The sequence below is a fragment of the Vibrio sp. 1249-1 genome, assembly GCF_033340495.1.
This window is the reverse complement of the sequence record NZ_JAWOWJ010000003.1, coordinates 490,964-514,591: the sequence shown is the minus strand read 5'-3', so window position 1 is coordinate 514,591 and position 23,628 is coordinate 490,964. Positions and strand designations below refer to the sequence as shown.

Sequence of the window (23,628 nt, the reverse complement as noted above, 5' to 3'; positions counted from 1 at the left end):
CCCAAACGTTTTTGATCTATAAACTGCATATGTTTCTTCAGATCTGGTAAGTCAAGATACCTCGGTGAACGCTTACAAAAAATCGACCAAATAAAGTCGATTCCTTTTGTTCAAGACCTACTGAATGTGGCACCAAGCCCAAAAGAAACCGCCCAGTTTTCAGAGTCCTATTATCAGGCACTTCAAGCTTTCAGAAGTAAACTCGATATTGAGCCAGTACGTAACACCCAATTAGTCAGAATTCGCTTTCGTTCTACCGATCCTAAGCTTGCGACGACAATCGCCAACGCGGTCGGCCAAGCCTACATTGACGCAAATTTTGAAGCCAAATTGGTCGTTACACAAAATGCGGCTACTTGGTTGACAAATAACTCTCAAAAATTGGAGGAGCGATTACGTAACTCGGAGCAAGCGCTGCAAGAATTCTTGTTAAAAGAAGGGTTGATCGATATCAACGGTATTGATGAAATTTACGCAAATGAGCTAGAAGAACTCACTCGCAAGCTGAATATCGCTGTTAATAAGCGTATTGAAGCGCAGACGTTAATCCAACTGTTACGACGTAAATCTTCGCAAAGTTTAGACAGCTTGTTGTCAATTGATGAATTCGCTAATCAAGCGCAAATCCGCGATCTAAAATTGTCGGAAGCACAGGCAGCCAAAAATCTCTCTGAACTGGCACAGCGCTACGGACCTAAGCATGATCGAATGATTCAGGCGAAAGCACAGCTTGCTGAAATTCAATCAAGAACCCAGCAACTCATTCGTGACATTTCCTTCAGTAAGCAACAAGACCTTCTTGCTGCAAAAGCGCAAGAGGACATGCTTCGAGCAGAGCTCGATAACAAAAAGTCAGACTTCCAATCGTTAGGGTCACAAAAAGCGCGTTACGAACAGTTAAAACGCGAGGTTGAATCCAATAAGGCACTCTATGAAGCGTTCTTAAATCGTGAGAAAGAGACCAACGCCACCAGCGACTACAAGAATGTCACTGCTCGCTTTACTGATAAAGCCATCATCCCTCTATTCCCGGTGGCACCACAACGAATCAAACTGGTACTAATTGCCACCTTTTTTGGCTTTGCCATTGCTTGCGCTCTGGTCATCATCTTAGAAACGATGCGAGAAGTTATCCGAAGCACAGCCGATGTGCAGGAAAAACTTGGTGTTACGTGTTTAGGTGTGATTCCTATGGTCAAAAAACGCAATTTGCGTAAAAACGGCGTCAGTTATACCGCGTATTTAGATGATGAAGAAAAGCTATTTAGTGAAGCTTGCCGCTCCGTCAGAACCTCGCTTCTGCTCAGATTAACCAACACGAAGCAAAAGATATTGCCCTTTACCTCTGCTATTCCAGAAGAAGGAAAAACATCGACCAGTATCAATATGGCGGTGTCGTTTTCAAAAATGGAAAAGGTGTTGATCATCGACTGCGATTTACGTCGACCTTCCATCGCAAAGCGATTCGGTATTGCTGAATCAAGCCCTGGCTTAACGCATATCCTGACGATGGATACGCCAATCAAAGATTGTGTTACACATATAAAAGAAGCCAACTTAGATGTATTATCGGCCGGCCTAATTCCGCCAAACCCACAGGAATTACTGGCTTCTGATCGCTTTAAAAAGTTGCTCGAACATTTTCAAAATAAGTATGACCGGATCATTATCGATACGCCGCCCCTACTGTCAGTGAGTGACGCACTTATTCTTGGTCAGTATGCCAATGGTCTGATCACCGTCATTCGCTCAGAATCAACAAAATCATCACTGGTTAACCTTGCGTTATCTAAACAAATACAACACTCAGTTCCATCTCTTGGCGTCTTAATCACACAAGCCAAGGCCAAGGAAGGAGAGACGCTTTATGTCCAGAAATACGCCTACTAACGTAAACCTATCTTGGTACCAAACCTTGAAAAGCCAAGAACAACCGGTATTGATCTATCAAATGGGCAAAGTAGGTTCGAGTGCATTAGAGCATTCCATTCCTGACTCGATTCACTTGCACGACCTTATGACCGTCGATGCGCAAAAACAAATATCCCCCGTTAGAGCGCAATTGCATAAGCCTCAGATCAATGCGTTAAAGCGACGACTAAAGCGCATAACGATGAGCCGCATGTTAAAGCGTAAGAAAAAAGTTCGAATTATCTCGCTGGTGCGTGAACCGATCGGACGAAATGTCTCAATGTTCTTTCAAGCACTTCCTTTTTGGATGGCGGACAAATATCTAAAGGATGACAGCGCAATACGTACCGAACGACCGCAATTACTCCAAGAAGCATTTGATAAGCACATGAATCATCAATATGCGCTGCAGTGGTTTGACAACGAGATCAAACAACTAACAGGGATTGATGTGTTTAACGAGTCTTTTAATCACGAAGTAGGCTATCAAACATACCATAACAATAACTTCTCACTGTTGGTCATTCGAAGTGACAAGCTAACGAAGGCTAACTCCGCAGTTGAAGACTTTTTAGGTTACCCCGTGGATGTTGTTTATGAAAATCAATCAGACAACAAATGGTACTCGCCACTAATGAAAGAATTCAAAACGCAATTTCAACCTACACCCGAGTACGTTGAAGAAATGTTCTCATCAAAATTAGCACAACGTTTCTTTTCAAACTCTGAAATCCTATCACTCAAGGAAAAGTATTTAAATGAAAATACTACACATAATCAATGACTTATCTAGCAATGGTGGAGCACAGCGCTTTCTTGTAGATCTAGTAGTCCAGCATATGCCTCAATATAAAATACGAGTTCTCATTCTTAATCCAGACAATGATTTCGAGGAAAAACTGAAAGAAAGTGAAGTGACGTGCTATGTTTGGAAGTCACTGTCTCTAATTGAAAAATGGAAAATACTCCAATGGCCAGATTTGGTACATAGTCATTTATTTCCTTCTATATACCTCGCTCTATTTTCCTTTGGAAAAAGGAAAATACAAACAGAACATAACACAACTAATCGACGCAGGGACTATCCATTATTTAAGTTTATGGAGCACCTTCTTTATATGAGCAATGACAAAACTATTTGCATCACTCACAAGGTTCAAGAAGCATTAGTTAAATTCATACCAGCATACAAAGACCGCTATGAAGTAATATTCAATGGTGTAGATCTTCATCGATTCTCTAGACAACCTAAATTATATAAGGCGCTAGAAAAAAAAGGAGTTATAAACATAGGAATGGTTGGTAGGCTTCATCACTATAAGGACCACGATACATTAATATGTGCAATAGCTAAATTACCAGAAAACTACCACCTCCATCTAGCTGGAGACGGAGAAAAAAAACAAGTTCTTAGAAAAAAAGCAAAAGATTTGAACTGCGATCATCGTATACATTGGTATGGTATCACATCTGACATTCCTCGATTCTTATCTAGTCTCGATCTGTATGTGCAATCTTCAAAAGTAGAAGGTTTTGGTCTTGCGGCTGTAGAGGCTATGGCTGAAGGGTTACCAGTTCTAGGCTCGGACGTCCCCGGACTAAATGAAGTAATCGGAGATAAAACTTATTTATTTAAACAAGGTCAATCCGATGACTTAATAACAAAAATACTTCACATAGTGGGTAGTAAAAGCTCCTATGAAGCTGCTTCCTGTTTTTTTGTCGAACGTTGTAACCAGTTTACTTTGAATAACTTTAGGAACAGCTATTACAAAATTTATGATGAACTTTGTACCGATAAATAACCAAACTCCGATAATAGCTGCGTGCTTACTAACATTGTTCTTTATTCCTATGAAGTTTCGTGCTGGAGGAATAGCGCTAGCCCCTTCTGACATCGCAAGCCTTTTGTCCATTGGTTTTACTGCATTAGTGGTATTGGAAGGAAAAGCTGAAAAACTCATGCATCCCTGTATGGGGTTCCTCGTATTGTTCACTGGGTATGTGTTCATAAATGGTCTGCTAAATCGCGTCCCTTTAATGCCGCTAGTTATAGAAACTGTGCAATGGTTAGCGATTTTGTGCCTACTGAGCCTAATGTACGCCTATGGCGTGTTTGATGACGAACGGGTAATGGTTTATTTCACGTATCTGTTGTTTTTCATCTGTACGCTCGTTGCCTTATGGCACTTTGCTCAGGGCTATCAAAGCGGGTTTAAGTTACTCGGGGTAAGTAAATACGGGTTCGGTGTACTGTGCTCGCTACTGTACCTTTATCGAGATAAAATTCGCGCTTTCCACCTTTTGATGCTCGTAGCTTTAGTATTACTGGTGTTGTCACAAGAAAGAAAAGCGCTACTTGGTTTTTGTCTGCTTTTCTTCTTTGACCAACTGCTCGTAAAAAACTTAATGAGAAAATCGCTCAGCGAAACGTACACGTGGACGATTTTATTAGCCTTAAGCTTCATTGTGTTTACTGCCGTCACAACCACACTCTACGTTGGGTTTGAAACGCTAGCAGACACATTGGAAATAACCCAAGAAGACGTCTTATTTGCCAACCAAAGTGAAGCCCGCTGGGTATCGAATCTTCATAGAAAACTTTTACTTGCCAATGGGCTAGATATTTTATTTCAACACCCGGTGTTAGGTGTCGGCGCGAAAATGTTACCCAACTTTATGATCAGTTACTTTAATTATGATGAGCTGGCGATCTACACCCACAACTTTGTGTTAGATACCGCAATTGAATACGGATTGCTTGGTATCGGTCTGCTGTTTGGTGGTTATTTTCTTTTTATTCGCTTTTGCTTCCGTAGTCTTAATGAAAACAGAAAAAGCCTATTACTTGCGATATACGCCCTCATCATGGTGTTTTTCGTTGCGGTAAACACCACCATAATTTTAATACTCTTATTACCCGTCATGATCAGCATTAGCAACGACTCAAGGGCCATTGCTCATACTTTTCCGGTAAACCATCACCACGAATATGAATAATCAAGGATAGGATAGATGAAGTATTCAATCTCTCGACAATTTGAAAAGAACCGAGAACTCCAAGCTGATAATTTTGTTTTAGTTTACCAAATGGGCAAAGTTGGCTCCTCATCAATTGAGCACACGCTAGGGGAGAAAAATATCCCGAGCTATCACATCCACACCTTTGATGATCACGAAGAATTTCACATGTATCACAATAAAAAAGACGTGAGTAAATTCTTCGACTTCCGAAACCGCGCACTCTATCGCTTAGTGCTCAAGCAGCGAAAACGTATCTTACAAAAACGCGAGCAGATTAAAATCGTTACGCTGGTCCGCGATCCAATCGCAACTGTCTTTTCTCGTTTCTTTCAAGACCTCCATTTGCAATTTATCGAAGGCAAAAAGAATGATGCAATTCACCGAGATATGGAAGTCACGTATCAGCACCTCGAGCATTGCTTTGATAACTATATCAATCTCAACTATTTTGCGGACTGGTTCGACAACGAGTTAAAGCGTAATTTCAATATCGATGTGATGCGCCAAGAGCTGGACAACACTCAACCTTTCTTCACATTCCAGAACGATCAGGCCAACGTCATGCTAATCAAATGCGAACAGCTCAGTTCTCTTGATAAAGAAATCGGTGAGTTTCTTGAGTTGCAAGACTTCGTACTGAAAAACAGCAACGAAGCGAAAAACAAGTGGTACTCCAATATCCACCAACACTTTAAGAATCACTACGACTTCTCAAAACTGTTCTATATGTACGATCTTCCCTTGTATCGCCACGTTTATTCAGAGCAAGAGCGTGATGCTTTTAAACACAAATGGATGCAAACACCAGGGACAAAATCATCATGAAGAAAGTGCTCCATGTTACAGAAGCATTTGGAGGTGGCGTTCAAACCGCCCTCTATAGTTATGTTCACTCATCCAGAGACGAGCCTTATCAGCATTTCTTGCTAGCCAGAGCCCGAGAAAACGACTTGACCAATGAGAACAACCACCACATTTTCGTACAGACAAAGTGGGTAGAAGGCGGCTTGCTTCAATTTATTCGCGATGCAAACCACATGATTGCATCACTTGGTCCCGACGTCGTGCATTTGCACTCGAGTAAAGCAGGATTTCTCGGCCGATTTCTAAAGCTTGGCAAGGCACGCTTGGTTTACACACCGCACTGTTATGCCTTCGAACGTGAAGATATCTCAGAGCTTGCACGCCAGATCTATAAAGCACTAGAGAAAGTAAAACTGAGCAAAATTGATGTGGTTGCAGGCTGTAGCCAACGAGAGTGTGACCTAGCCATTAGCATTGGTGCGAAACGTGCCGAATTGCTCAACAACTACGTGTCTTATCAAAGTGAAGATCGTATAGAGCGAAACAAGCAAGAAGCGCTGAAGCTCGTTGTACTTGGTCGTGTCGCGCCCCAAAAAGATCCTCAGTTTCTTATCAACACATTGCAGTTCCTTAATCGGTATGCGCTTAACCGCCCGATAGAGATCACATGGATAGGTGGCGGTGACCACGTACTCGAACAGAAATTACGTACTGAAAATGTGGATGTAACGGGTATGCTGCCTCGCGATGAGGTAGTTGAAAAGCTCAAGGGTTCAGACCTTTATCTACACACTGCAGCATGGGAAGGGATGCCGTTAACCATTCTAGAAGCATCCAAGTTACATCTTCCTATGGTTATTCGGACCATCGGCGCAACCAAAGATCTCAACTACCCGTTTTTAGCGCTCACACCTGAAGAAATGACCAAGCAGATCGCGCATTGTGTCAATCATTATGAAGAGATCGATTTTCGCCAATATACAGCACAATTAAACGATGCCTTCAGTGAAGAAAAGCAGCGCCTCGCACTCAATAATATTTACGGTTAAATGCCCCTATGTTTCACACTGTTCAACAAAAATTACTGTTGATGCCCAGCGGTAAAAAAAGCTTGTTATCTACTGGATTAAAAACCGCAATCACACGTGTGTTGAGTGCGCTATTTGCTTTTTTACTGACTCTGATTGTATCGAAGACCAGTGACGCTTCGACGGCCGGTCAATTTTTCTTTTTATTCAACCTAGTCTCGCTACTCGCCATCGTTTCTCAGCTAGGTTTTGATGTCTCGTTAGTTCGTTACAATGCGATCGCTTTTAATAACAAAGAGAAGCTTGAACAAAGCCAAAACTATAAAACCGCACTTTATCGAAGTATGGCATTTTGCTTGCTCGCCATAGGCGTTTTGTTGGCAGGGTTTAATCTGTTTCCAGAACAGCTAAACCAGACTCAATCACCAATGTATGCGATTACTTTATGCTTGCTTTGCATACCTTTCTTGGTGCTTGCGCAAACCAACAGTCGGGTGCTTCAAGCATGTAGAAAAGTCGTATCATCTCTGTTTGCGTTGCAGCTTGGGGTAAGCATGTTGATGGTCATTTTTGTCTTTGCCCTAGACTATATCGGTCAGCAAAATATCAACAATCTAATGACCGCACTGCTTTTAGCGAGCATAGGTGTCGCGGTCATATCTAGTGCCAATTGGCTTGGCTCAGATCAATATCAAACATCGGCTTTCGTACCAAACAAAAAAATGGTCACTTCTGCCAAGCAAGTCTGGGTTGGCAGTATCTTCACGAATGTTCTTCAATGGGGAAGCCTTGTTATTGCGGGCTTTTTTATCTCAACAGCGGAAATCGGTTTGTTAGCCGCAGCCCAACGCACATCACTACTGATTGGCTTTGTGCTGATTACCATTAACTTTGTGGTCGCCCCGATGTTTGCCTCTCTCTACAAAGAGCGTCAAATGCTCAAACTGCAGAACCTGAGCCGCTTGGCGTGCCGAGCCAATGTTGGTTTAGCGATTGTACCCGTAATTATTTGCACCCTCTTCCCCGAGTTTGTAATGCAGTTTTTTGGTGAGGAGTTTCTCGCCGCGGCGCCACTATTAGTCGTCCTTTCTCTGGGGCAGTTAGTCAATGTTGCGACTGGTTCAGTAGGGTTTTTATTATTAATGAGCGGTCATGAGAGAACCATGAAATACATTACAATTTCCTCCGGTACGGTGTCTATCTGCCTACTTGTTACGCTTTGCCAAATGTTTGGGGTGATTGGTGCAGCGTGGGCAATGGCAATTGGCATGGCTATCCAGAATTTAGCTGCACTGTACTTTGTAAAACGTTACTTAGGCTTCTTTCCAATAGGTTAATTATGGCTTTAATACTGGCACGCACGAGTTTTGTTTTAGTCCTGATGCTAACCGCTTCACTCTCTTTGTGGAAAAGCTCTGACCTACACCATACTGCTTACCTGCAAATGGAAACCTACTTAGGCGGATCGAGTACGCTTCACTTTACTTTCAGTTTATTGATCGGCTTTTTATCGGTTTTCACGTTCCCTTCTCTGGTGAGCTCGAATAAAACCGACATTTTTGGGATTCGTCTTTTGCTACTGCTGTTGGCTATCGTTTCAATGGAAGAAATAAGCCAACTTTTTATTCCAAATCGATCATTTAGTTTTGATGATCTCAGCACCAACTGGATAGGCGTTATCTCAGGTTACTTTAGTGCCAAGTTAATTCGTTTCATCCGCGCTCGATCGTTCTAGTAAGACAGGAATCTCTGGGGTATTTGGGTATATAATTACGCCAAACAACCAGACTAACGAGTACATCATGCCATCTCATCCAACCAAGATTACTTTTTTGAATTCTTAACCCCGTTGATCACGTCAGGCAAAAAGACGATAACGATTCGAGATGAATCAGAAAGCCATTACGTTCCCAATACAGAAGTCGAAGTTTTTACCTTAGAAACGGATCGTAAAGTCTGCGATATCAAGATACGTTCTGTAGAACCACTTCACTTTGAAGATATTAATGAGTTTCATGCAGAACAAGAAGCCATCGAACTACCAAAACTCAAGCAGTTAATTCGAGAAATCTACCCAAATACCGACACGCTCTTTGTTATTGAGTATGAGCTGATTAAATAACCCACAACAAATACTAGACGACTGGTCTAATTCATTCTATAGTACACTTCATGAACGCAAAGACGAATGACACACGCCAACATATTCTCGACGTCGGATATGAGTTGATCGTAAACCGAGGGTTCACGAGTGTTGGTCTTTCAGAGCTATTAAAAAAGGCCGCAGTGCCAAAAGGCTCGTTTTATCATTACTTCAAATCCAAAGAACAATTTGGTGAAGCGATGATTCAAGACTACTTTACTAAGTATTTTGAGCGTTTAAACGCACGCTTTACCAATACTGAACTGAGTGGCTACCAACGCCTAATGAGCTATTTCGAAGAAATGGTCAAAGTAGAAGACGACGTGTGTAATGCGAACAAATGTTTATTGGTCAAGTTAAGTGCAGAAGTCTCCGATCTCTCTGAGTCAATGCGCTTGGCATTACGCCAAGGAGCAGACAAAACCATTCAAGCGATAGCGGATTGCATAGACATCGGCATTCAAGATGGCTCAATCCCCAATGGTGACAGTGCGTTATTAGCAAGGCAGATATACTACCTTTGGAATGGCGCTAGCTTGCTGAACAAACTTTATCAAGATCAGGCAGCATTGACGCAAAGTCTGACCTATACTCAACACTTACTGCAGAATACGCGCACTTGTCCATAACAGGCGGCGTGGAAGCAGAATGAACACCCTACACACGTTTCACTGTCAGAAAAAGCGTCAGTGTTAACACAGTAAACCTTCCCGCTTTAAATAAGCGGGATATTTTGAAATAAATACTAGACGACCGGTCTAATCAACAAGTGAGATAGATATGACTAACGCAACAAATCGCAGAATCGTACTCGCGTCACGTCCCCATGGTGCACCGACACAAGAAAACTTTCGTTTAGAAGAGGTAACGAAACCGACTCCGAAAGAGGGTGAAATGCTATTGAGAACGGTTTATTTATCTCTAGATCCATACATGCGTGGTCGCATGAGTGATGCCGAATCATACGCTGACCCTGTTGCAATTGATGACGTAATGGTCGGTGGTACAGTTTGTCAGGTAGAAACATCAAACCACCCAGATTACGAAGCGGGTGAATGGGTTCTTGCCTACACTGTTGGCTGGCAAGACTACGCTATCTCAACTGGTGAGATGGTCATTAAACTTGGTAAAGAACCGCAAAACCCTTCTTACGCGTTAGGCGTTGCAGGTATGCCAGGATTTACCGCGTACATGGGTTTACTCGACATTGGTCAGCCAAAACCAGGGGAAACCATCGTGGTAGCAGCTGCTACGGGGCCTGTAGGCGCAACAGTTGGTCAAATTGGTAAAATCAAAGGTTGCCGAGTTGTTGGTATAGCAGGCGGAGAAGAAAAATGCCGTTACGCTAAAGAGGTGCTTGGTTTCGATGAGTGTATTGATCACAAAGCTGAAGACTTTGCAGAACAACTGAAAAATGCCTGTGACAAAGGTATCGATGTTTACTTCGAAAACGTAGGTGGCAAAGTATTCGAGGCTGTAATGCCACTTCTGAATACAAATGCGCGTATCCCACTTTGTGGTTTGATTTCTCAGTACAACGCGACAGAGCAGCCTGAAGGTACCGACCACCTTCCATTACTAATGGGTAAGCTCCTGACCAAACGAATCAAGGTGCAAGGCTTCATCATTTTTGATGATTACGGACATCGTTACGGTGAATTTGCGCAAGATATTAATCAATGGTTGGCAGAAGGAAAGATCCAATACTGCGAACATCTAGTACAAGGACTGGATAATGCGCCAGAAGCATTCATCGGTCTGTTGGAAGGTAAGAATTTCGGCAAGCTTGTAGTACAGATTAACGACCCATTATAAAAAGGGATATGTAAATGATTAAACTTCACCACCTCAATCAGTCTCGTTCAAAGCGCATCATTTGGTTACTTGAAGAGCTAGATGTAAATTACGAAATTGTACCCTATGTCCGTGATTCCGTGACCTTCATGGCACCGCCAGAACTAAAAAGTGTTCACCCATTAGGAAAGTCACCTGTTCTTGAAGATAACGGCGAGATTATCATTGAGTCAGGTGCAATGACCGAATATTTGATTGAGAAATACAGTGACGGAGCCTTTGCTCCTGAGCGTGGTACAAAAGCACACACAGAATATTTGCAATGGATGCACTTTGCAGAAAGCTCTGCAATTTTACCTATGTTGCTAAAAATCTTCGTAAGCAAAGAGCCAAATGAAACTCAGTTTTTATCAGGCTATGCCGACAAGGAAGCAATGAATGTACTAGGCTACTTCGAGCAATCCTTAGAAGGCAAAACTTACCTAGTAGAAGAGCGTCTGACTGGCGCTGACATCATGATGTCTTTCATTGTCGAATTGGTTCAAAAGTTTGGTTTAGTTAATCACTTCCCTAATATTGAACGTTATGGGAAACAGCTCGCGACACACCCAGCATTTGCAAAAGCTGAACAACTTGAAGTGAAGTACTCTTAATTACTTCCCCCCTTTCGCCCCTTTGATCACACGTAAAACTTCATTTAAGGGGCGATATTACTAGCATCGCAGACACGCTAACTGGATAGCGCTCCCCCCCAGTCAATCGCTTTCGAGAACGCCGATTGTTATGTCAATCAAGCTAATGTAGTAAATTTCTGATTCTAATATAGTTTCGACCATAGTCACCATCTATTGAATTGATAAGCAATATCAGTTTTCTCCCCCAGCTTTTCCGTAATAACCTCCTCTACAGTTTCTAAGGTATTGAACCCTGGAGGGGGAAGAAAAATGACAAACAAGAAATTGACTACAGCAGCAGGTTGCCCTGTCGCACATAACCAAAACGTTATGACTGCAGGTCCTCGTGGCCCTCAACTATTACAAGACGTTTGGTTCCTTGAAAAATTGGCACACTTTGACCGCGAAGTGATCCCAGAGCGTCGTATGCACGCAAAAGGTTCTGGTGCTTACGGTACGTTCACAGTAACGCACGACATCACAAAATACACTCGCGCTAAGATCTTCTCTGACATCGGCAAAAAAACAGAACTATTCGCTCGCTTCACTACCGTAGCTGGTGAGCGCGGTGCTGCAGACGCAGAACGCGACATCCGTGGTTTCGCACTTAAATTCTACACTGAAGAAGGTAACTGGGACTTGGTTGGTAACAACACACCAGTATTCTTCCTACGTGACCCACTAAAATTCCCAGACCTAAACCACGCAGTAAAACGCGACCCTCGCACTAACATGCGTAGCTCTACCAACAACTGGGATTTCTGGACATCACTACCAGAAGCATTCCACCAAGTGACTATCGTAATGAGTGACCGTGGTATCCCAGCTTCTTACCGTCATATGCATGGTTTTGGTAGCCACACATTCAGCTTCATCAACGCAGAAAACGAACGTTACTGGGTGAAATTCCACTTCAAAACTCAACAAGGCATCAAGAACCTGACTGACCAAGAAGCAGAAGCCATCGTAGGTAAAGACCGCGAAAGCCATCACCGTGACCTTTACGAAGCGATTGAGCGTCAAGACTTCCCTAAATGGAAGATGTACGTACAGATCATGCCTGAGTTAGAAGCGGATGAAGTCAACTTCAACCCATTCGACCTAACACGTGTATGGTCTCAAAAAGACTACCCACTGATCCCAGTTGGTGAGTTCGAACTGAACCGTAACCCAGAAAACTTCTACGCAGAAGTTGAGCAATCAGCGTTTAACCCAGCAGCAGTTGTACCTGGTATCGGCTTCTCTCCAGATAAGATGCTACAAGGTCGTCTGTTCGCTTACGGCGATGCTCAGCGTTACCGTCTAGGTGTGAACCATCATCAAATCCCAGTGAACGCACCTCGTTGCCCTGTTCACAGCTACCACCGTGATGGCGCAATGCGCGTTGATGGCAACTTTGGTTCAACACTGGGTTACGAGCCAAACTACAAACAAGAATGGGCAGAGCAACCAGATTACTCTGAGCCACCTCTACGCATCAATGGCAACGCTGATCACTACGATCATCGTGTAGACGAAGACTACTTCAGCCAAGCGGGTGACCTATTCCGTCTGATGAGCGAAGAGCAACGTCAAACTCTGTTCGATAACACAGCTCGCGCAATGGACGGTGTGCCAGAGTTCATCCAACAGCGCCACGTTCAACACGCATACCAAGCGGACGAAGCGTACGGCAAAGGTCTTGAAATTGCACTAGGCTTAAACAAGTAAGCGAACGCTGCAATCATTACACTGCGTGATTTAAAGACGAAAAAAGGAGGTGCTCTACAGCACCTCCTGATTTCAAATCACTAATCCTTAATCACAAGTCACAAACCATGCTCAAGGAGATTCATTATGATTAACTTAGATTTCTTTAAGCTCTTTGATACCAAAGAACTGTTTATCTATTACTGATTCATCAACTACTGATTTTTAGCTACCGCTTTGATCAGTACTGATGTATCCATGCGACCTAAACCATCACGTTGAAGGTCTGCGTATTGCTCATCCACTTTCTTAGTCAGTGGAAGTTCTAGACCCACTCGCTCAGCTTCTTGCAGACAGAAACCTAAGTCTTTGCGCATCCAATCAATAGCGAAGCCAAAATCGAACTTGTCTTCAGCCATCGTATTTGCGCGGTTTTCCATCTGCCAAGAACCTGCAGCGCCATGCTTAAGCGTTTCTACAACTTGAGCGATGTCCAAGCCTGATTTTTGTGCCAGCAACAAAGCTTCACTCAGACCTTGTAAAACGCCTCCAATACAGATTTGGTTTACCATCTTACAGCGTTGACCCTGACCGTTTTCACCCAGTAGCGTCATCTGCTTCGCGTACACATCCATCGCCGGAGACACACGGTCAAAAATGCTTTGTTCACCACCACACATGATGGTTAGAACACCATTTTCTGCGCCTGCTTGACCACCAGAAACTGGCGCATCAATGAAGTGATTACCATACTTAGCACACGCTTCAGCCAGCTCAACCGCTAGGTCTGCAGAAGTGGTCGTGTGATCGACTAGCACTGCGTCCGCTTTCAAGCCGACCAGAATGCCCTCTTCACCGTAAACAACGCTACGAACGTCATCATCATTACCCACACAGGTAAAAACGATGTCACAGCCTTCTGCCGCTTCACGTGGTGTTTCACAAGCTACGCCTTGGTATTCTTCAGCCCATTTGTCGGCTTTCGCTTTTGTGCGGTTGTATACTTTGGTTTCAAAGCCCGCTTTACTTAGGTAACCAGCCATTGGGTATCCCATCACACCCAGACCAATAAATGCTACTCGTTGTTTTTCCATTGCACGCTTCCCTTAGTTCACCTGACTGAAATGTTTCGTAACATGCTACTAAAGAATTGAAATCATTACTCGTGATTTCTCTTTCCTCGGTCTCGATGATCCTGCATTGCAGTCCGTTTATTGCGCCTTCTACACCCCTTTACTTGACGATTAGCGTAACAGTCAAAGCACTTACAAAGGTTCACTACTGCTTAGCGTGGAACATCGCTTGCCCACTCTTGTCTTTATTCGACCAGAAATTGATGTTGAACTGAGCATCATCGCTCATCTCAATACGGTGCCAGTACTGCGGTGGGCTGGTAGCAAACTGGCCTGCATTAATCACCACCACTACTTCTGCTTCTGTTGCGTGTTCATCAGCAAAGCCGTAGTAGGTCACTTGCCCTTCCATGACGCACAGCTGTCCAAACACTCCCTCAGCGGTATTGTGATGAGTCAGCAGCGCTGCTGGCACATTGTCTTTAGTGAAGAAAGGCGTTGAACGTTGAACAGTCCAGTCTTTGGGAATTCGTAGATGCGACATAATGATACCCTCTCTAATTACAATTCTTTTCGTTTAAATCGGTTAAGCCTGCGCGGCTTGAGACAACTCTCGAAGTAATGGAAATGCTTGCGTAACTTGCTCTCCCGTCACGACGAAGCCCATAAGTCGGCTATTTTCATCTTCTGCCTTAGCGGCAATGCCTGTTTGAGAAATCTGCACGATCCAGTTCGTCACCGAACTAAAATCGCCTGCCAATTGAATTGGGTAGCTCGGCGTTTTCACCTTTACCATCATAGGCGGTAGTTTCAGCTCGGCTTCTTGCCCTAGTAGCTGTTTGCCCAAAGCATTGGCACTTAGCACGATCGGTTGGAGGTACGGCATCATTCGACCTTGGATCTCAGCACAATCGCCTAATGCAAATACATTAGCTACTGATGTCTGTAATCGAGCATCCACCTCGATGCCTTTGTTCACGCTCACCCCACAAGCCTTCGCTAACCAAGTGTTAGCACGTAAACCCGCCGCTGAAATCACTACATCGGCTTCGATTGCTTTACCTTTGCTCAAGCTTGCCACCAGCGAATCATCTGAGTGATTGATCGCAACTACCCCAGTCTCCAAGGCAAGTTGAATACCTTGCTGCTTAAGTTGGTTTTCGAGCGGCAATGCGATGAATTCAGGAATCAAGTTAGCGAGCAAACGGGAATTTGGCTCAACCACCGTAACCGCTTTACCACTGGTTGCGAGATCCATGGCGATCTCGACGCCGATCAAACCACCACCCATTACTAGAATTCGTTCCGCACGGCTGATTTGCTCTTCCGCTAATTGATATTCTTGTAGCGAGTTCAGCGTTATCACCTCAGGTGCTGCATCGCCAGATATTGGCGGCACAAAAGCTTTCGCGCCTGTCGCAAACACCAGTTTGGAGTAAGGATAGGTTTGGCCGTTGGCGACCACTTGCTGAGCTTGCACGTCGACATGCTCAATCATGGTATGGGCGAGCAGTTCGATGTTGTGTTCCTGTGCGAACGCCTCACCACTTTTAACTACCAAGTCTTGGGCGGTTTGCTTGTTGCTGAATACATGACTCAAATCAGGCTTGTTGTATTCCGCGCCATCATCAGCAGTAAACACTTGCAGCGGAATATGTGCGTCCATTCGACGCACTGTTTTCACCAATTGGTAAGCCGCAAAGCCGCTACCAATAATCACAATAGGTGCTTGCATATTCGCCCCCTTACCCGTTGTATTCGACAAAGACGTCTTTACCCAAGTGACATTCTGGGCACAAGAAGTAATCTGGCACTTCAGACCATGCCGTACCCGGTTCAACGCCTTGATTAGGCTCGCCTTTAGCTGGGTCGTATACCCAATTACAAACGGTGCAAACCATGCATTGGCAATCTGCAGGATGCGCCTCGGCACTAGGGTTGCTAGGAGCAGCATCTACTACCGCTTGTGTTGCTACTTGTGCAGCGGGTTGTGATTGAACTTGTGGTGCAGACGCAGCAATCGCCGGAGCAAGAACAGGACTAGTCAGGTCATGCTTTGCCCACAATTTCGCGATGTTCTGACCATGTTCGCGACATTCACGCATCGCTTTACCATCTGGTCGCCATTTTGTTTTCAAGCTCACTGCGGTTTCAAAGCCTGCGTCAGTCAATCGAGCATGGATACGATCCACCGCACCACCGTTCCAACCGTAGCTACCGAACGCAGCGGCTTTCTTCGCCTTAAAGCGCAGACCGGTAATTTCTTCTAGCATGCCTGCGATCTTCGGCATCATGACGTTATTCATGGTAGAAGAACCAACCAAGATGCCTTTTGAGCGGAATACGTTGGCGAGAATTTCATTCTTATCATGCTTAGAGACATTAAAGACTTTGACCGCCACGCCAGGGTCGACATCGTGAATGCCTTGCGCAATGGCATCGGCCATCATTCGAGTGTTGTTTGACATTGAATCGTAGAAAATCGTAATGCGATCTTCTTGATAATTGTCTGCCCATGCTAAGTATTGCTCGATGATTTGAACCGGATTATCGCGCCATACAATACCGTGTGACGTTGCGATCATGTCGACAGGCAAATTGAAACTCAGCACTTCTTTGATTTTTGCGGTTACCAAGCTGCTGAATGGCGTTAGGATGTTTGAGTAGTAACGCAAACACTGTTCCATCAACTCATTTTGATCCACTTCATCATTGAATAAGCGTTCATCGCAGTAGTGCTGACCAAATGCGTCATTGCTGAATAATACTGCATCGCCAGTTAGGTAAGTCATCATGCTGTCTGGCCAATGCAGCATCGGCGCTTCCACGAACACCAATTGCTTACCGTTGCCAATATCAATGCTGTCGCCTGTTTTTACGGTTTTGAAGTTCCACTCAGGATGGTGGTGATGACCAACGATGGAATCAATCGCCGCTTCTGTACAGTAAATTGGCGTGTTCGGAATCTTCTCCATTAATGCCGACAATGCGCCTGAGTGATCTTCCTCTGCATGGTTTACCACGATAAAGTCGATAGACTTAAGATCGATTTCCATTTCTAAATTTTGGATGAATTGTTGACTGAATCGATGATCGACCGTATCAATCAATACGGTTTTCTCTTCACGAATTAGATAACTGTTGTAGCTGGTACCTTTTGTCATTTTGTATTCTGTACCGTGGAAATCTTGGACTTCCCAATCGCGTTGACCTACCCAGTGGATGTTGTTTTTTACGTGAATTGTCATAATTACTACCTTGAATGACGGGATAAACAAAACTAATTTCTTCTTGTATTGCACTGGGCATGCCAACTTTTAATTGCCATATATTTCAATATCTTAATTGAAATCCAACTTTAACAAGTGTCATTTAGACACAGTTGAAAATTGTCATTAAGACACTACAATAGTCATATTGACACAATCGGTATTGGCTATGACTTCTTTAATCGCGCAATGGCTACACATCACGCAAGACCTTAACTCGGCCCTCACTCAACAGGCTCGCTTCGATACGTTGTTAACCACGATTCGAGAGGTATTGAAGTGTGACTCTTCTGCCCTTCTTTTGTATGAAGACCAACACTTTAAACCTTTAGCGATCAATGGATTGGCGAAAGAAGTGCTTGGACGCCGTTTCTCCATTGAGCAGCACCCAAGATTAGAAGCCATTGCCCGAGCAGGCGATATCGTGCGCTTTCCCTCTGACAGCGACTTACCTGATCCATACGATGGCTTGATTCCAAACCACGATGACAAACTGCATGTCCATTCCTGCATTGGTTTACCTCTGCTGATCGACGATCAACTGATTGGTGCCATTACGATTGACGCCTTCGACCCCAATCAATTTGATGGGCTACGCAACCAAGAGTTACGTTTTGTCAGCGCGTTGGCAGCAGGTGGCCTACACACTGCACTCCTACTAGAACAACTAGAGACACAAGCGAGCCTGCCACGCGACTCTTACGCCGAGAAGCGCACCTTAAGTAACGAAATCATTGGCAACTCTCAGGGCATGAAGAATCTTCAAGAGCAGATTGATGCAGTCGCCGATACGGAATTGTCTGTGTTGGTCATGGGAGAAACGGGCGTAGGTAAAGAGTTGGTTGCCAGCGCTATTCACCATCGCTCTAGCCGCTCTAGCAATACTTTGGTTTACCTCAACTGTGCGGCGCTGCCAGAATCAGTCGCGGAAAGCGAGTTGTTCGGCCATATCAAAGGCGCATTTACAGGCGCAATCAGCAATCGCAAGGGTAAGTTCGAACAAGCCGATGGCGGCACACTGTTTTTAGATGAAGTCGGCGAACTGTCGTTAGAGCTGCAAGCCAAGTTACTTCGAGCCCTACAATACGGCGACATTCAACGTGTGGGTGATGACCGCCATATTCGAGTCAATACACGCATTGTCGCCGCCACCAACCGTATATTGCATGAAGAAGTGACTGCTGGTCGCTTCCGAGCCGACTTATATCACCGTCTAAGCGTCTTCCCGCTTCATGTTCCACCTCTTCGTGAACGTGAAGACGATGTGGTGTTACTCGCAGGCTTTTTTGCCGAACGTTTAAGAAGCAAATTGGGATTGAACAGCATTCGTTTGTCCCCCACTTTGGTGCAGGCACTCAAAGACTATTCATGGCCAGGCAACGTGCGAGAGCTTGAACATGTCATTAAACGTGCTGGTGTTTTGGCAAAAGCGCGTACCCACGCCATGGACATTGAGTTAGTTGAGCAAGATTTTGACATCCGAACGCCGAATCAGAACATCAAGAACGTTGAAGAAACGGAACAAAAATCTCGGCTTGAGCTACCAGAAGGCGGATTAAAGCCTGCCACAGACGCCTTCCAAAAAGCGATGATTGTTCGAGTTCTGGAAGAGAACCAAGGTAACTGGGCAGCAACGGCACGTCAGCTTGAATTAGATAACGGCAATTTGCACCGATTAGCAAAACGGCTAGGGATAAAATAGACACTAACGAATATCACCTAATATGGCATATTCATCGCCAAATAAAGAGCCGATGCCCAACCGCTCACTCAGCCCACTATAAGTAGTGAGCTGAGTGCTCAGATAGAATAGCCACCTAAGTTTGACGGTATTTTCTTCTAAATTTTATTGTCTTGAACCACCTCACAGATTTAATAACCCTTAACAATAAACACAATAATAGTTAAGGTATTTTTATGAGCCAGATCTAATAAAATTAAATATATAGTATTTATTTTAAGAATCTAAACTTTCAAAGTTCATCATAATAAATACAACCTCTATGTATACACTTTACCTTCAAAAAACATCAAAATATAATCCCTTCGATAAAAACACTTAAATGAATTTAACTGTATAAAAGTGAGGAGAATAAAATATGGGATATGGGGCGACAGTATATTCATTAGATACTGAAAAGGTTTTTAACGTACTAAAGAATGAGCGTAATCCAGAGCTAGAAAAAGCCATCATGGAAAGGTGTCAAGACTCCTTTAAAGTGATTAATGAAATGCTGGAAAGTAGTGGCGAAAGCATCCGAGCTGAAGAGCTTCTTATGCAGATGCTGTCTGAAGAGATAAAATACAGTCACTTGGGTTACGCCTATGCTTACTTGCTTGAAGCTATATGTAAGATCACTGGTTATTACTTATCCAATAACTCTTGGTATCCTTGCGATGTAAACGATTTCTGCGATATTCCATTCACTAATACCGATTATCCCATAAAATTCCCACTCCCTGACGATTTCCCTGTTGTTTTTATGATAAAAAATCAAGATATTCACCAAGATAACGTTGACTTCGGAGGCTTATCAGAGCAACAAATATCTGAAGTCAAGAGCTGGTACACTCATGCAGTCGTAAACAATCGTGACTTGGTATTATTTTATTATTAATTTTAACTATTAATAAATTATCCAATAGTTAAAATAACAATAGAATATTAATAAAACTCTAGCTTATATTAAGATAGAGTTTTATCTATTTAACTGAAATTTTTATAATTTTAAAAATATTATATTTCACACCTAATTTATAGACTCTGTGTATAGTGTGTTCAGAGGCAATGTGAACTCATAGGATCAAAATCAAGTTCTAATTTTTAGAAGAAAAAACGATCTGCTTGTGTCAAAATGCGCCATCCCAACCAAAAAGTCTTAATGTAATGAACTACCAAGCTGCTATTTTTGATATGGATGGTTTGCTCCTTGATACTGAGCGCGTCTGTATGCATATTTTCCAAGAAGCATGTGAAGCCCAGAACCTACCCTTCTATAAAGATGTTTACCTTTCAATCATTGGTCGCAATGCAGCGGGCATTGAAGTGATTTTTCGTAAAGCTTATGGGGATGATCTTGACCGCTTACACCAAGAGTGGCGCGACCGTTACGACGCTGTGGTTAAGCACCAAGCGATACCGGTAAAAGAAGGGGTGATTGAGCTGCTTGAGTGGTTGAAAGGCCAAGGGTTGCCAATTGCAGTCGCCACTTCTACAGCAAAAGAAGTGGCACAGAAGAAGTTGGAGTTAGCGGGCCTAAGCAAGTATTTCGACAACTTAACGACAGGCTGTGAAGTGTCACACGGCAAACCTGATCCAGAGATCTACCTGCTTGCAGCAAGTCGTCTAAGCGTAGATCCAACCAAATGTCTCGCCTTTGAAGATTCAAATAATGGCGTACGTGCTGCGGTAGCAGCGAACATGATCACTTATCAAATTCCTGATTTGGTTGAGCCTTGTGACGAAATAAAGCAATTAGGCCATACTGTCGCACCTTCACTGCATGATGTGTTGCATGCGTTAAAACAAACTCGCTAGGTCTACTTGTCGTCTGTTCTCTAGAAGCTCAGCAATTTAACTGAGCTTCTTTCTTGAAACCTCTCCAATACCGTAAAACCAAACAATTCTGCCAACCGTTTAGAGAGATTATTTTCACCTTAACTCTGGCTAATCACGACTTTTGATTTAACTCACGCAATCGCATGAAATAAGGCATTTGAGTGATCAAATAGCGGAACTGACCAGTACAAGCTTGCAACAAAACGTCAATATACCGATTGAAGCACGTTTTTGGAGTGAAAATTGGCTGATAATGAGAACTATTGGATAAGATCAATCCAAGTCAGCCTAAAATACAAAATGGAGAGTGTTATATGTCTTTACGTTTATTAGCAACAACCTTCGCATTAGTAGGAATGAGCTTTGGTGCCCAAGCCAGTGCCGAGTGTGAAGTGTCATTAGATGCTAACGATATGATGCAGTTTTCTACTAAAACATTGAGCGTACCAGCCACTTGTAAAGAGGTAAAACTGACGCTTAATCACACAGGTAAGATGCCAGCGCAATCGATGGGTCACAACGTGGTCATCTCTGACACAGCCAACCTACAAGCAGTCGGTACTGATGGCATGGCAGCTGGAGCAGAAAATAACTACGTAAAACCAAATGATGATCGCGTCTACGCTCACACAAAAGTAATTGGTGGCGGTGAAAGCACCAGCATTACGTTCAGTACTGAGAAAATGAAAGCCGGCGGTGACTATTCATTCTTCTGTTCATTCCCGGGTCACTGGGCAATCATGCAGGGTAAATTTGAGCTAAAATAAAAGATTTAGCCAAGCCAAAAGAAGACTCATTATAGGGAAGCCAAGGCTTCCCTTTTTGATAGATAAAATAGCAATTGAGAAAGGTCTAACACGTCTGGAAACGTGACCAAGAAACATAGCAAGTAAGAAACCCTTGCTCCATTGAGATTAAGTTCTTTTACGAAAACTCATGGGTAAAAATCGGATTTTTGTTTTGCCTTTCCGAGACACTACTAAATGATAAAAGTCATTCAATACCATGTAACTCTTTCCAGTTTCCTGGATGAACCACATAGCCGAACAGAGCATGCCCACCATAAACCAATTCAGTCCCTTCCGGTATCCACAGCATCTGACCTGGGTGCACAAAATGTGTTTCACCATTTGCGGTCAGCTCGAAACAGCCTTCAATCACGAAAATAACTTCATCATAAAGCACTGTCCAAGCCACTTTAGCGCCTTCCCATTTAGCAAAGCCTACGCCTATGTTTGGTGAAATTTCTGGGCTTAACGCCCTTGCAACATACGCCATTCCCGGCGTATCACCACGAACATTGAAATCTAGACTTTTACTATCAACAAGTTTGACTTGCTTCATAATTCACTCCGGCTTTGCCATTTTGCTAATTGGATACGCGTTTTTACTCCCAAACCTAAAAAAGGCTCTGGCGGATTCAAACAAGGCATTCCTGTCACTTGCTGTATGTCATCCAATGATTTAGATGTCGCACCAACGACATAGTCAGCTAACAGTGTTCCAGAAATGGTTCCCCACGCAGCACCAACACCATTGTCGCAAGCGCTGGCATAAACACCTTCATCTAATTGACCAAAAAAGTTAGTAAAGTTACGAGAGATGGCATATACCCCACCCCATGTGTGAGTAAATGGTACGTCGGCCAGCTCGGGGTAACGCGCCAAAAAGACTTGACGATGATCGTCTCGGATTTGTTCTCTGACTTTATCGTTCATGCTTGAGCCATATTTCGGCACGTGTTTGTAAGTATTGCGGATCAAAATACGTCGATCGGCGGTCATACGTAACGTCGTTCCCGCATGATCAGCTGGAGTTAGGCCCCAATTCAGCTCTCCTCCGTATCGCTGCATTTCTGCGTCAGTCAATGGACGCGTCCAGCTTGCAAACGTCATCACTGGAAGTAGTCTGTTTTTAAGATAACCAAACTCCCGAGTAAAAATGCTGGTCCCAAGCAGCAGTTCAGGGGCTTCAACAGAGCCACTATCTCCATGTAATACCCAGCAACCGTTTTCTTTACTGAGCTTGCGGATTGGCGAGTTCTCTAACACCTCGACGTTCTCTGGAAGGCTTTCCCCTAGCCCACGCACCAAAGCAGCAGGTTGCATTAAATAACCACCTGGCGTGTAAATTGCGCGGCTGTAGTAGTTGGTTCCCAAGACTTTCGCCAGCTCACTGCCATTAACATGGAAGTATGGTTCGCCAAGGTCTTTCATTAGGTGCTCAAAGTGATCGAGATACGCTTCACCGCGCGCCCCTACGGCTCCTTGATATTTGCCCTTTGCTGACCACTGACAAGAAATACTGTGCTTCGACACTAAAGTGTTTAGCTGAGCAATCGCAGAACGGTTGAGCGACAATAACTTTTGTTTGTGCTCAGGGTCGGGATGCTCAAGTGAAAACTTATGAGGCAAATCGATAACAAAGCCCGAATTTCTTCCTGAAGCCCCTTGGCCGATACGTTGCGCATCAATCAGTATAATTCGTGCATTAGGCATAAGTTCAGCTAAACGTCTTGCCATAGCTAGGCCTGAGAAACCGGCACCTAACACGGCATAGTCAGCAATTTGTTTACCTTTTAACGCCAGTTTTTCTGGAATACTTGGCAACGCATGGTACCAACCACACGTCACGTCATCATTGGGTAAATGAATCATCTT

Annotated in this window: 21 protein-coding genes and 2 pseudogenes; 17 read left to right on the top strand and 6 right to left on the bottom strand. The window is 43.7% G+C overall.

The window, feature by feature from the left end:
• Positions 1-75: 75 nt before the first annotated feature.
• From R7Z50_RS08975 to R7Z50_RS08915, 13 genes and pseudogenes are all read left to right on the top strand, one after another.
• Positions 76-1,890, top strand: a pseudogene (locus R7Z50_RS08975) (GumC family protein); the annotation flags it as partial.
• Entirely contained in the window at positions 1,868-2,695 is an 828-nt protein-coding gene (locus R7Z50_RS08970; RefSeq protein ID WP_206958994.1) for a putative capsular polysaccharide synthesis family protein, read from the top strand. The pseudogene R7Z50_RS08975 and the gene R7Z50_RS08970, both read left to right, overlap by 23 nt.
• A complete protein-coding gene (locus R7Z50_RS08965; RefSeq protein WP_170897549.1) occupies positions 2,670-3,716 on the top strand; it encodes a glycosyltransferase in 1,047 nt (348 codons plus the stop codon). Before R7Z50_RS08970 ends, R7Z50_RS08965 begins: the two co-directional genes overlap by 26 nt.
• Entirely contained in the window at positions 3,691-4,911 is a 1,221-nt protein-coding gene (locus R7Z50_RS08960; RefSeq protein WP_395219570.1) for an O-antigen ligase family protein, read from the top strand. The genes R7Z50_RS08965 and R7Z50_RS08960 overlap by 26 nt, the downstream gene beginning before the upstream one ends.
• Positions 4,912-4,926: 15 nt before the next feature.
• Positions 4,927-5,760 (top strand): putative capsular polysaccharide synthesis family protein, encoded by an 834-nt coding sequence (locus tag R7Z50_RS08955; protein ID WP_005375258.1) that lies wholly within the window; start codon positions 4,927-4,929, stop codon positions 5,758-5,760.
• Positions 5,757-6,788: a glycosyltransferase family 4 protein gene (locus tag R7Z50_RS08950; RefSeq protein WP_206970768.1), complete on the top strand. Its 1,032-nt coding sequence runs from the start codon at positions 5,757-5,759 to the stop codon at positions 6,786-6,788. Before R7Z50_RS08955 ends, R7Z50_RS08950 begins: the two co-directional genes overlap by 4 nt.
• Before the next feature lie 8 nt (positions 6,789-6,796).
• Positions 6,797-8,104, top strand: coding sequence for an oligosaccharide flippase family protein (locus tag R7Z50_RS08945; RefSeq protein ID WP_318149025.1), 1,308 nt, complete (start codon positions 6,797-6,799; stop codon positions 8,102-8,104).
• 2 nt (positions 8,105-8,106) lie between these two features.
• Complete coding sequence (locus R7Z50_RS08940) at positions 8,107-8,502, top strand: VanZ family protein (protein ID WP_031781000.1); 396 nt, start codon at positions 8,107-8,109, stop codon at positions 8,500-8,502.
• A 67-nt stretch (positions 8,503-8,569) separates the two neighbouring features.
• Positions 8,570-8,889: pseudogene (gene yqfB / locus R7Z50_RS08935) on the top strand (N(4)-acetylcytidine aminohydrolase).
• A gap of 50 nt (positions 8,890-8,939) precedes the next feature.
• Complete coding sequence (locus R7Z50_RS08930; protein WP_005385858.1) at positions 8,940-9,539, top strand: TetR/AcrR family transcriptional regulator; 600 nt, start codon at positions 8,940-8,942, stop codon at positions 9,537-9,539.
• Between the two features lie 151 nt (positions 9,540-9,690).
• On the top strand, positions 9,691-10,725 hold the full coding sequence (locus tag R7Z50_RS08925) for an NADP-dependent oxidoreductase (RefSeq protein ID WP_206970766.1): 1,035 nt from the start codon (positions 9,691-9,693) through the stop codon (positions 10,723-10,725).
• A 14-nt stretch (positions 10,726-10,739) separates the two neighbouring features.
• Entirely contained in the window at positions 10,740-11,357 is a 618-nt protein-coding gene (locus tag R7Z50_RS08920) for a glutathione S-transferase family protein (RefSeq protein WP_005375238.1), read from the top strand.
• 291 nt (positions 11,358-11,648) lie between these two features.
• The gene (locus tag R7Z50_RS08915; RefSeq protein ID WP_017821260.1) at positions 11,649-13,088 is read left to right on the top strand and encodes a catalase; all 1,440 of its coding nucleotides are present in this window, start codon (positions 11,649-11,651) and stop codon (positions 13,086-13,088) included.
• 194 nt (positions 13,089-13,282) lie between these two features.
• Here the strand turns inward: R7Z50_RS08915 and R7Z50_RS08910 are convergent, their stop codons facing one another.
• The 4 genes from R7Z50_RS08910 to norV form a co-directional block, all read right to left on the bottom strand.
• Positions 13,283-14,161: an NAD(P)-dependent oxidoreductase gene (locus R7Z50_RS08910; protein ID WP_005375233.1), complete on the bottom strand. Its 879-nt coding sequence runs from the start codon at positions 14,159-14,161 to the stop codon at positions 13,283-13,285.
• Between the two features lie 184 nt (positions 14,162-14,345).
• The gene (locus R7Z50_RS08905) at positions 14,346-14,684 is read right to left on the bottom strand and encodes a DUF1971 domain-containing protein (protein WP_054701793.1); all 339 of its coding nucleotides are present in this window, start codon (positions 14,682-14,684) and stop codon (positions 14,346-14,348) included.
• Between the two features lie 42 nt (positions 14,685-14,726).
• On the bottom strand, positions 14,727-15,875 hold the full coding sequence (gene norW / locus R7Z50_RS08900; protein ID WP_169628850.1) for an NADH:flavorubredoxin reductase NorW: 1,149 nt from the start codon (positions 15,873-15,875) through the stop codon (positions 14,727-14,729).
• Positions 15,876-15,885: 10 nt separating this feature from the next.
• The gene (norV, locus tag R7Z50_RS08895) at positions 15,886-17,388 is read right to left on the bottom strand and encodes an anaerobic nitric oxide reductase flavorubredoxin (protein ID WP_318149024.1); all 1,503 of its coding nucleotides are present in this window, start codon (positions 17,386-17,388) and stop codon (positions 15,886-15,888) included.
• A 190-nt stretch (positions 17,389-17,578) separates the two neighbouring features.
• Here norV and norR point away from each other — a divergent pair, with 190 nt between their 5' ends.
• From norR to azu, 4 genes are all read left to right on the top strand, one after another.
• Positions 17,579-19,111 carry a nitric oxide reductase transcriptional regulator NorR gene (gene norR / locus R7Z50_RS08890; protein WP_005375220.1) on the top strand — a complete coding sequence of 511 codons (1,533 nt, stop codon included), beginning with the start codon at positions 17,579-17,581 and terminating at the stop codon, positions 19,109-19,111.
• Between the two features lie 397 nt (positions 19,112-19,508).
• Complete coding sequence (locus R7Z50_RS08885; RefSeq protein WP_053307894.1) at positions 19,509-20,027, top strand: hypothetical protein; 519 nt, start codon at positions 19,509-19,511, stop codon at positions 20,025-20,027.
• Between the two features lie 269 nt (positions 20,028-20,296).
• On the top strand, positions 20,297-20,947 hold the full coding sequence (locus R7Z50_RS08880) for an HAD family hydrolase (RefSeq protein WP_053307895.1): 651 nt from the start codon (positions 20,297-20,299) through the stop codon (positions 20,945-20,947).
• Between the two features lie 335 nt (positions 20,948-21,282).
• Positions 21,283-21,735 (top strand): azurin, encoded by a 453-nt coding sequence (gene azu / locus R7Z50_RS08875; RefSeq protein WP_005375211.1) that lies wholly within the window; start codon positions 21,283-21,285, stop codon positions 21,733-21,735.
• A 226-nt stretch (positions 21,736-21,961) separates the two neighbouring features.
• Here the strand turns inward: azu and R7Z50_RS08870 are convergent, their stop codons facing one another.
• Both R7Z50_RS08870 and R7Z50_RS08865 read right to left on the bottom strand, forming a co-directional pair.
• Positions 21,962-22,312, bottom strand: a complete 351-nt coding sequence (locus tag R7Z50_RS08870; protein ID WP_005375208.1) for an ethanolamine utilization protein EutQ — start codon at positions 22,310-22,312, stop codon at positions 21,962-21,964.
• On the bottom strand, positions 22,309-23,625 hold the full coding sequence (locus tag R7Z50_RS08865; RefSeq protein WP_318149023.1) for an FAD-binding oxidoreductase: 1,317 nt from the start codon (positions 23,623-23,625) through the stop codon (positions 22,309-22,311). The genes R7Z50_RS08870 and R7Z50_RS08865 overlap by 4 nt, the downstream gene beginning before the upstream one ends.
• Positions 23,626-23,628 lie beyond the last annotated feature (3 nt).

Bases quoted from the DNA above. Each gene is read 5' to 3' on its own strand.
- R7Z50_RS08970 (WP_206958994.1), top strand. From the start codon at position 1,868: ATGTCCAGAAATACGCCTACTAACGTAAACCTATCTTGGTACCAAACC.
- R7Z50_RS08965 (WP_170897549.1), top strand. From the start codon at position 2,670: ATGAAAATACTACACATAATCAATGACTTATCTAGCAATGGTGGAGCA.
- R7Z50_RS08960 (WP_395219570.1), top strand. From the start codon at position 3,691: ATGATGAACTTTGTACCGATAAATAACCAAACTCCGATAATAGCTGCG.
- R7Z50_RS08955 (WP_005375258.1), top strand. From the start codon at position 4,927: ATGAAGTATTCAATCTCTCGACAATTTGAAAAGAACCGAGAACTCCAA.
- R7Z50_RS08950 (WP_206970768.1), top strand. From the start codon at position 5,757: ATGAAGAAAGTGCTCCATGTTACAGAAGCATTTGGAGGTGGCGTTCAA.
- R7Z50_RS08945 (WP_318149025.1), top strand. From the start codon at position 6,797: ATGTTTCACACTGTTCAACAAAAATTACTGTTGATGCCCAGCGGTAAA.
- R7Z50_RS08940 (WP_031781000.1), top strand. From the start codon at position 8,107: ATGGCTTTAATACTGGCACGCACGAGTTTTGTTTTAGTCCTGATGCTA.
- R7Z50_RS08930 (WP_005385858.1), top strand. From the start codon at position 8,940: ATGAACGCAAAGACGAATGACACACGCCAACATATTCTCGACGTCGGA.
- R7Z50_RS08925 (WP_206970766.1), top strand. From the start codon at position 9,691: ATGACTAACGCAACAAATCGCAGAATCGTACTCGCGTCACGTCCCCAT.
- R7Z50_RS08920 (WP_005375238.1), top strand. From the start codon at position 10,740: ATGATTAAACTTCACCACCTCAATCAGTCTCGTTCAAAGCGCATCATT.
- R7Z50_RS08915 (WP_017821260.1), top strand. From the start codon at position 11,649: ATGACAAACAAGAAATTGACTACAGCAGCAGGTTGCCCTGTCGCACAT.
- R7Z50_RS08910 (WP_005375233.1), bottom strand. From the start codon at position 14,161: ATGGAAAAACAACGAGTAGCATTTATTGGTCTGGGTGTGATGGGATAC.
- R7Z50_RS08905 (WP_054701793.1), bottom strand. From the start codon at position 14,684: ATGTCGCATCTACGAATTCCCAAAGACTGGACTGTTCAACGTTCAACG.
- norW (WP_169628850.1), bottom strand. From the start codon at position 15,875: ATGCAAGCACCTATTGTGATTATTGGTAGCGGCTTTGCGGCTTACCAA.
- norV (WP_318149024.1), bottom strand. From the start codon at position 17,388: ATGACAATTCACGTAAAAAACAACATCCACTGGGTAGGTCAACGCGAT.
- norR (WP_005375220.1), top strand. From the start codon at position 17,579: ATGACTTCTTTAATCGCGCAATGGCTACACATCACGCAAGACCTTAAC.
- R7Z50_RS08885 (WP_053307894.1), top strand. From the start codon at position 19,509: ATGGGATATGGGGCGACAGTATATTCATTAGATACTGAAAAGGTTTTT.
- R7Z50_RS08880 (WP_053307895.1), top strand. From the start codon at position 20,297: ATGAACTACCAAGCTGCTATTTTTGATATGGATGGTTTGCTCCTTGAT.
- azu (WP_005375211.1), top strand. From the start codon at position 21,283: ATGTCTTTACGTTTATTAGCAACAACCTTCGCATTAGTAGGAATGAGC.
- R7Z50_RS08870 (WP_005375208.1), bottom strand. From the start codon at position 22,312: ATGAAGCAAGTCAAACTTGTTGATAGTAAAAGTCTAGATTTCAATGTT.
- R7Z50_RS08865 (WP_318149023.1), bottom strand. From the start codon at position 23,625: ATGATTCATTTACCCAATGATGACGTGACGTGTGGTTGGTACCATGCG.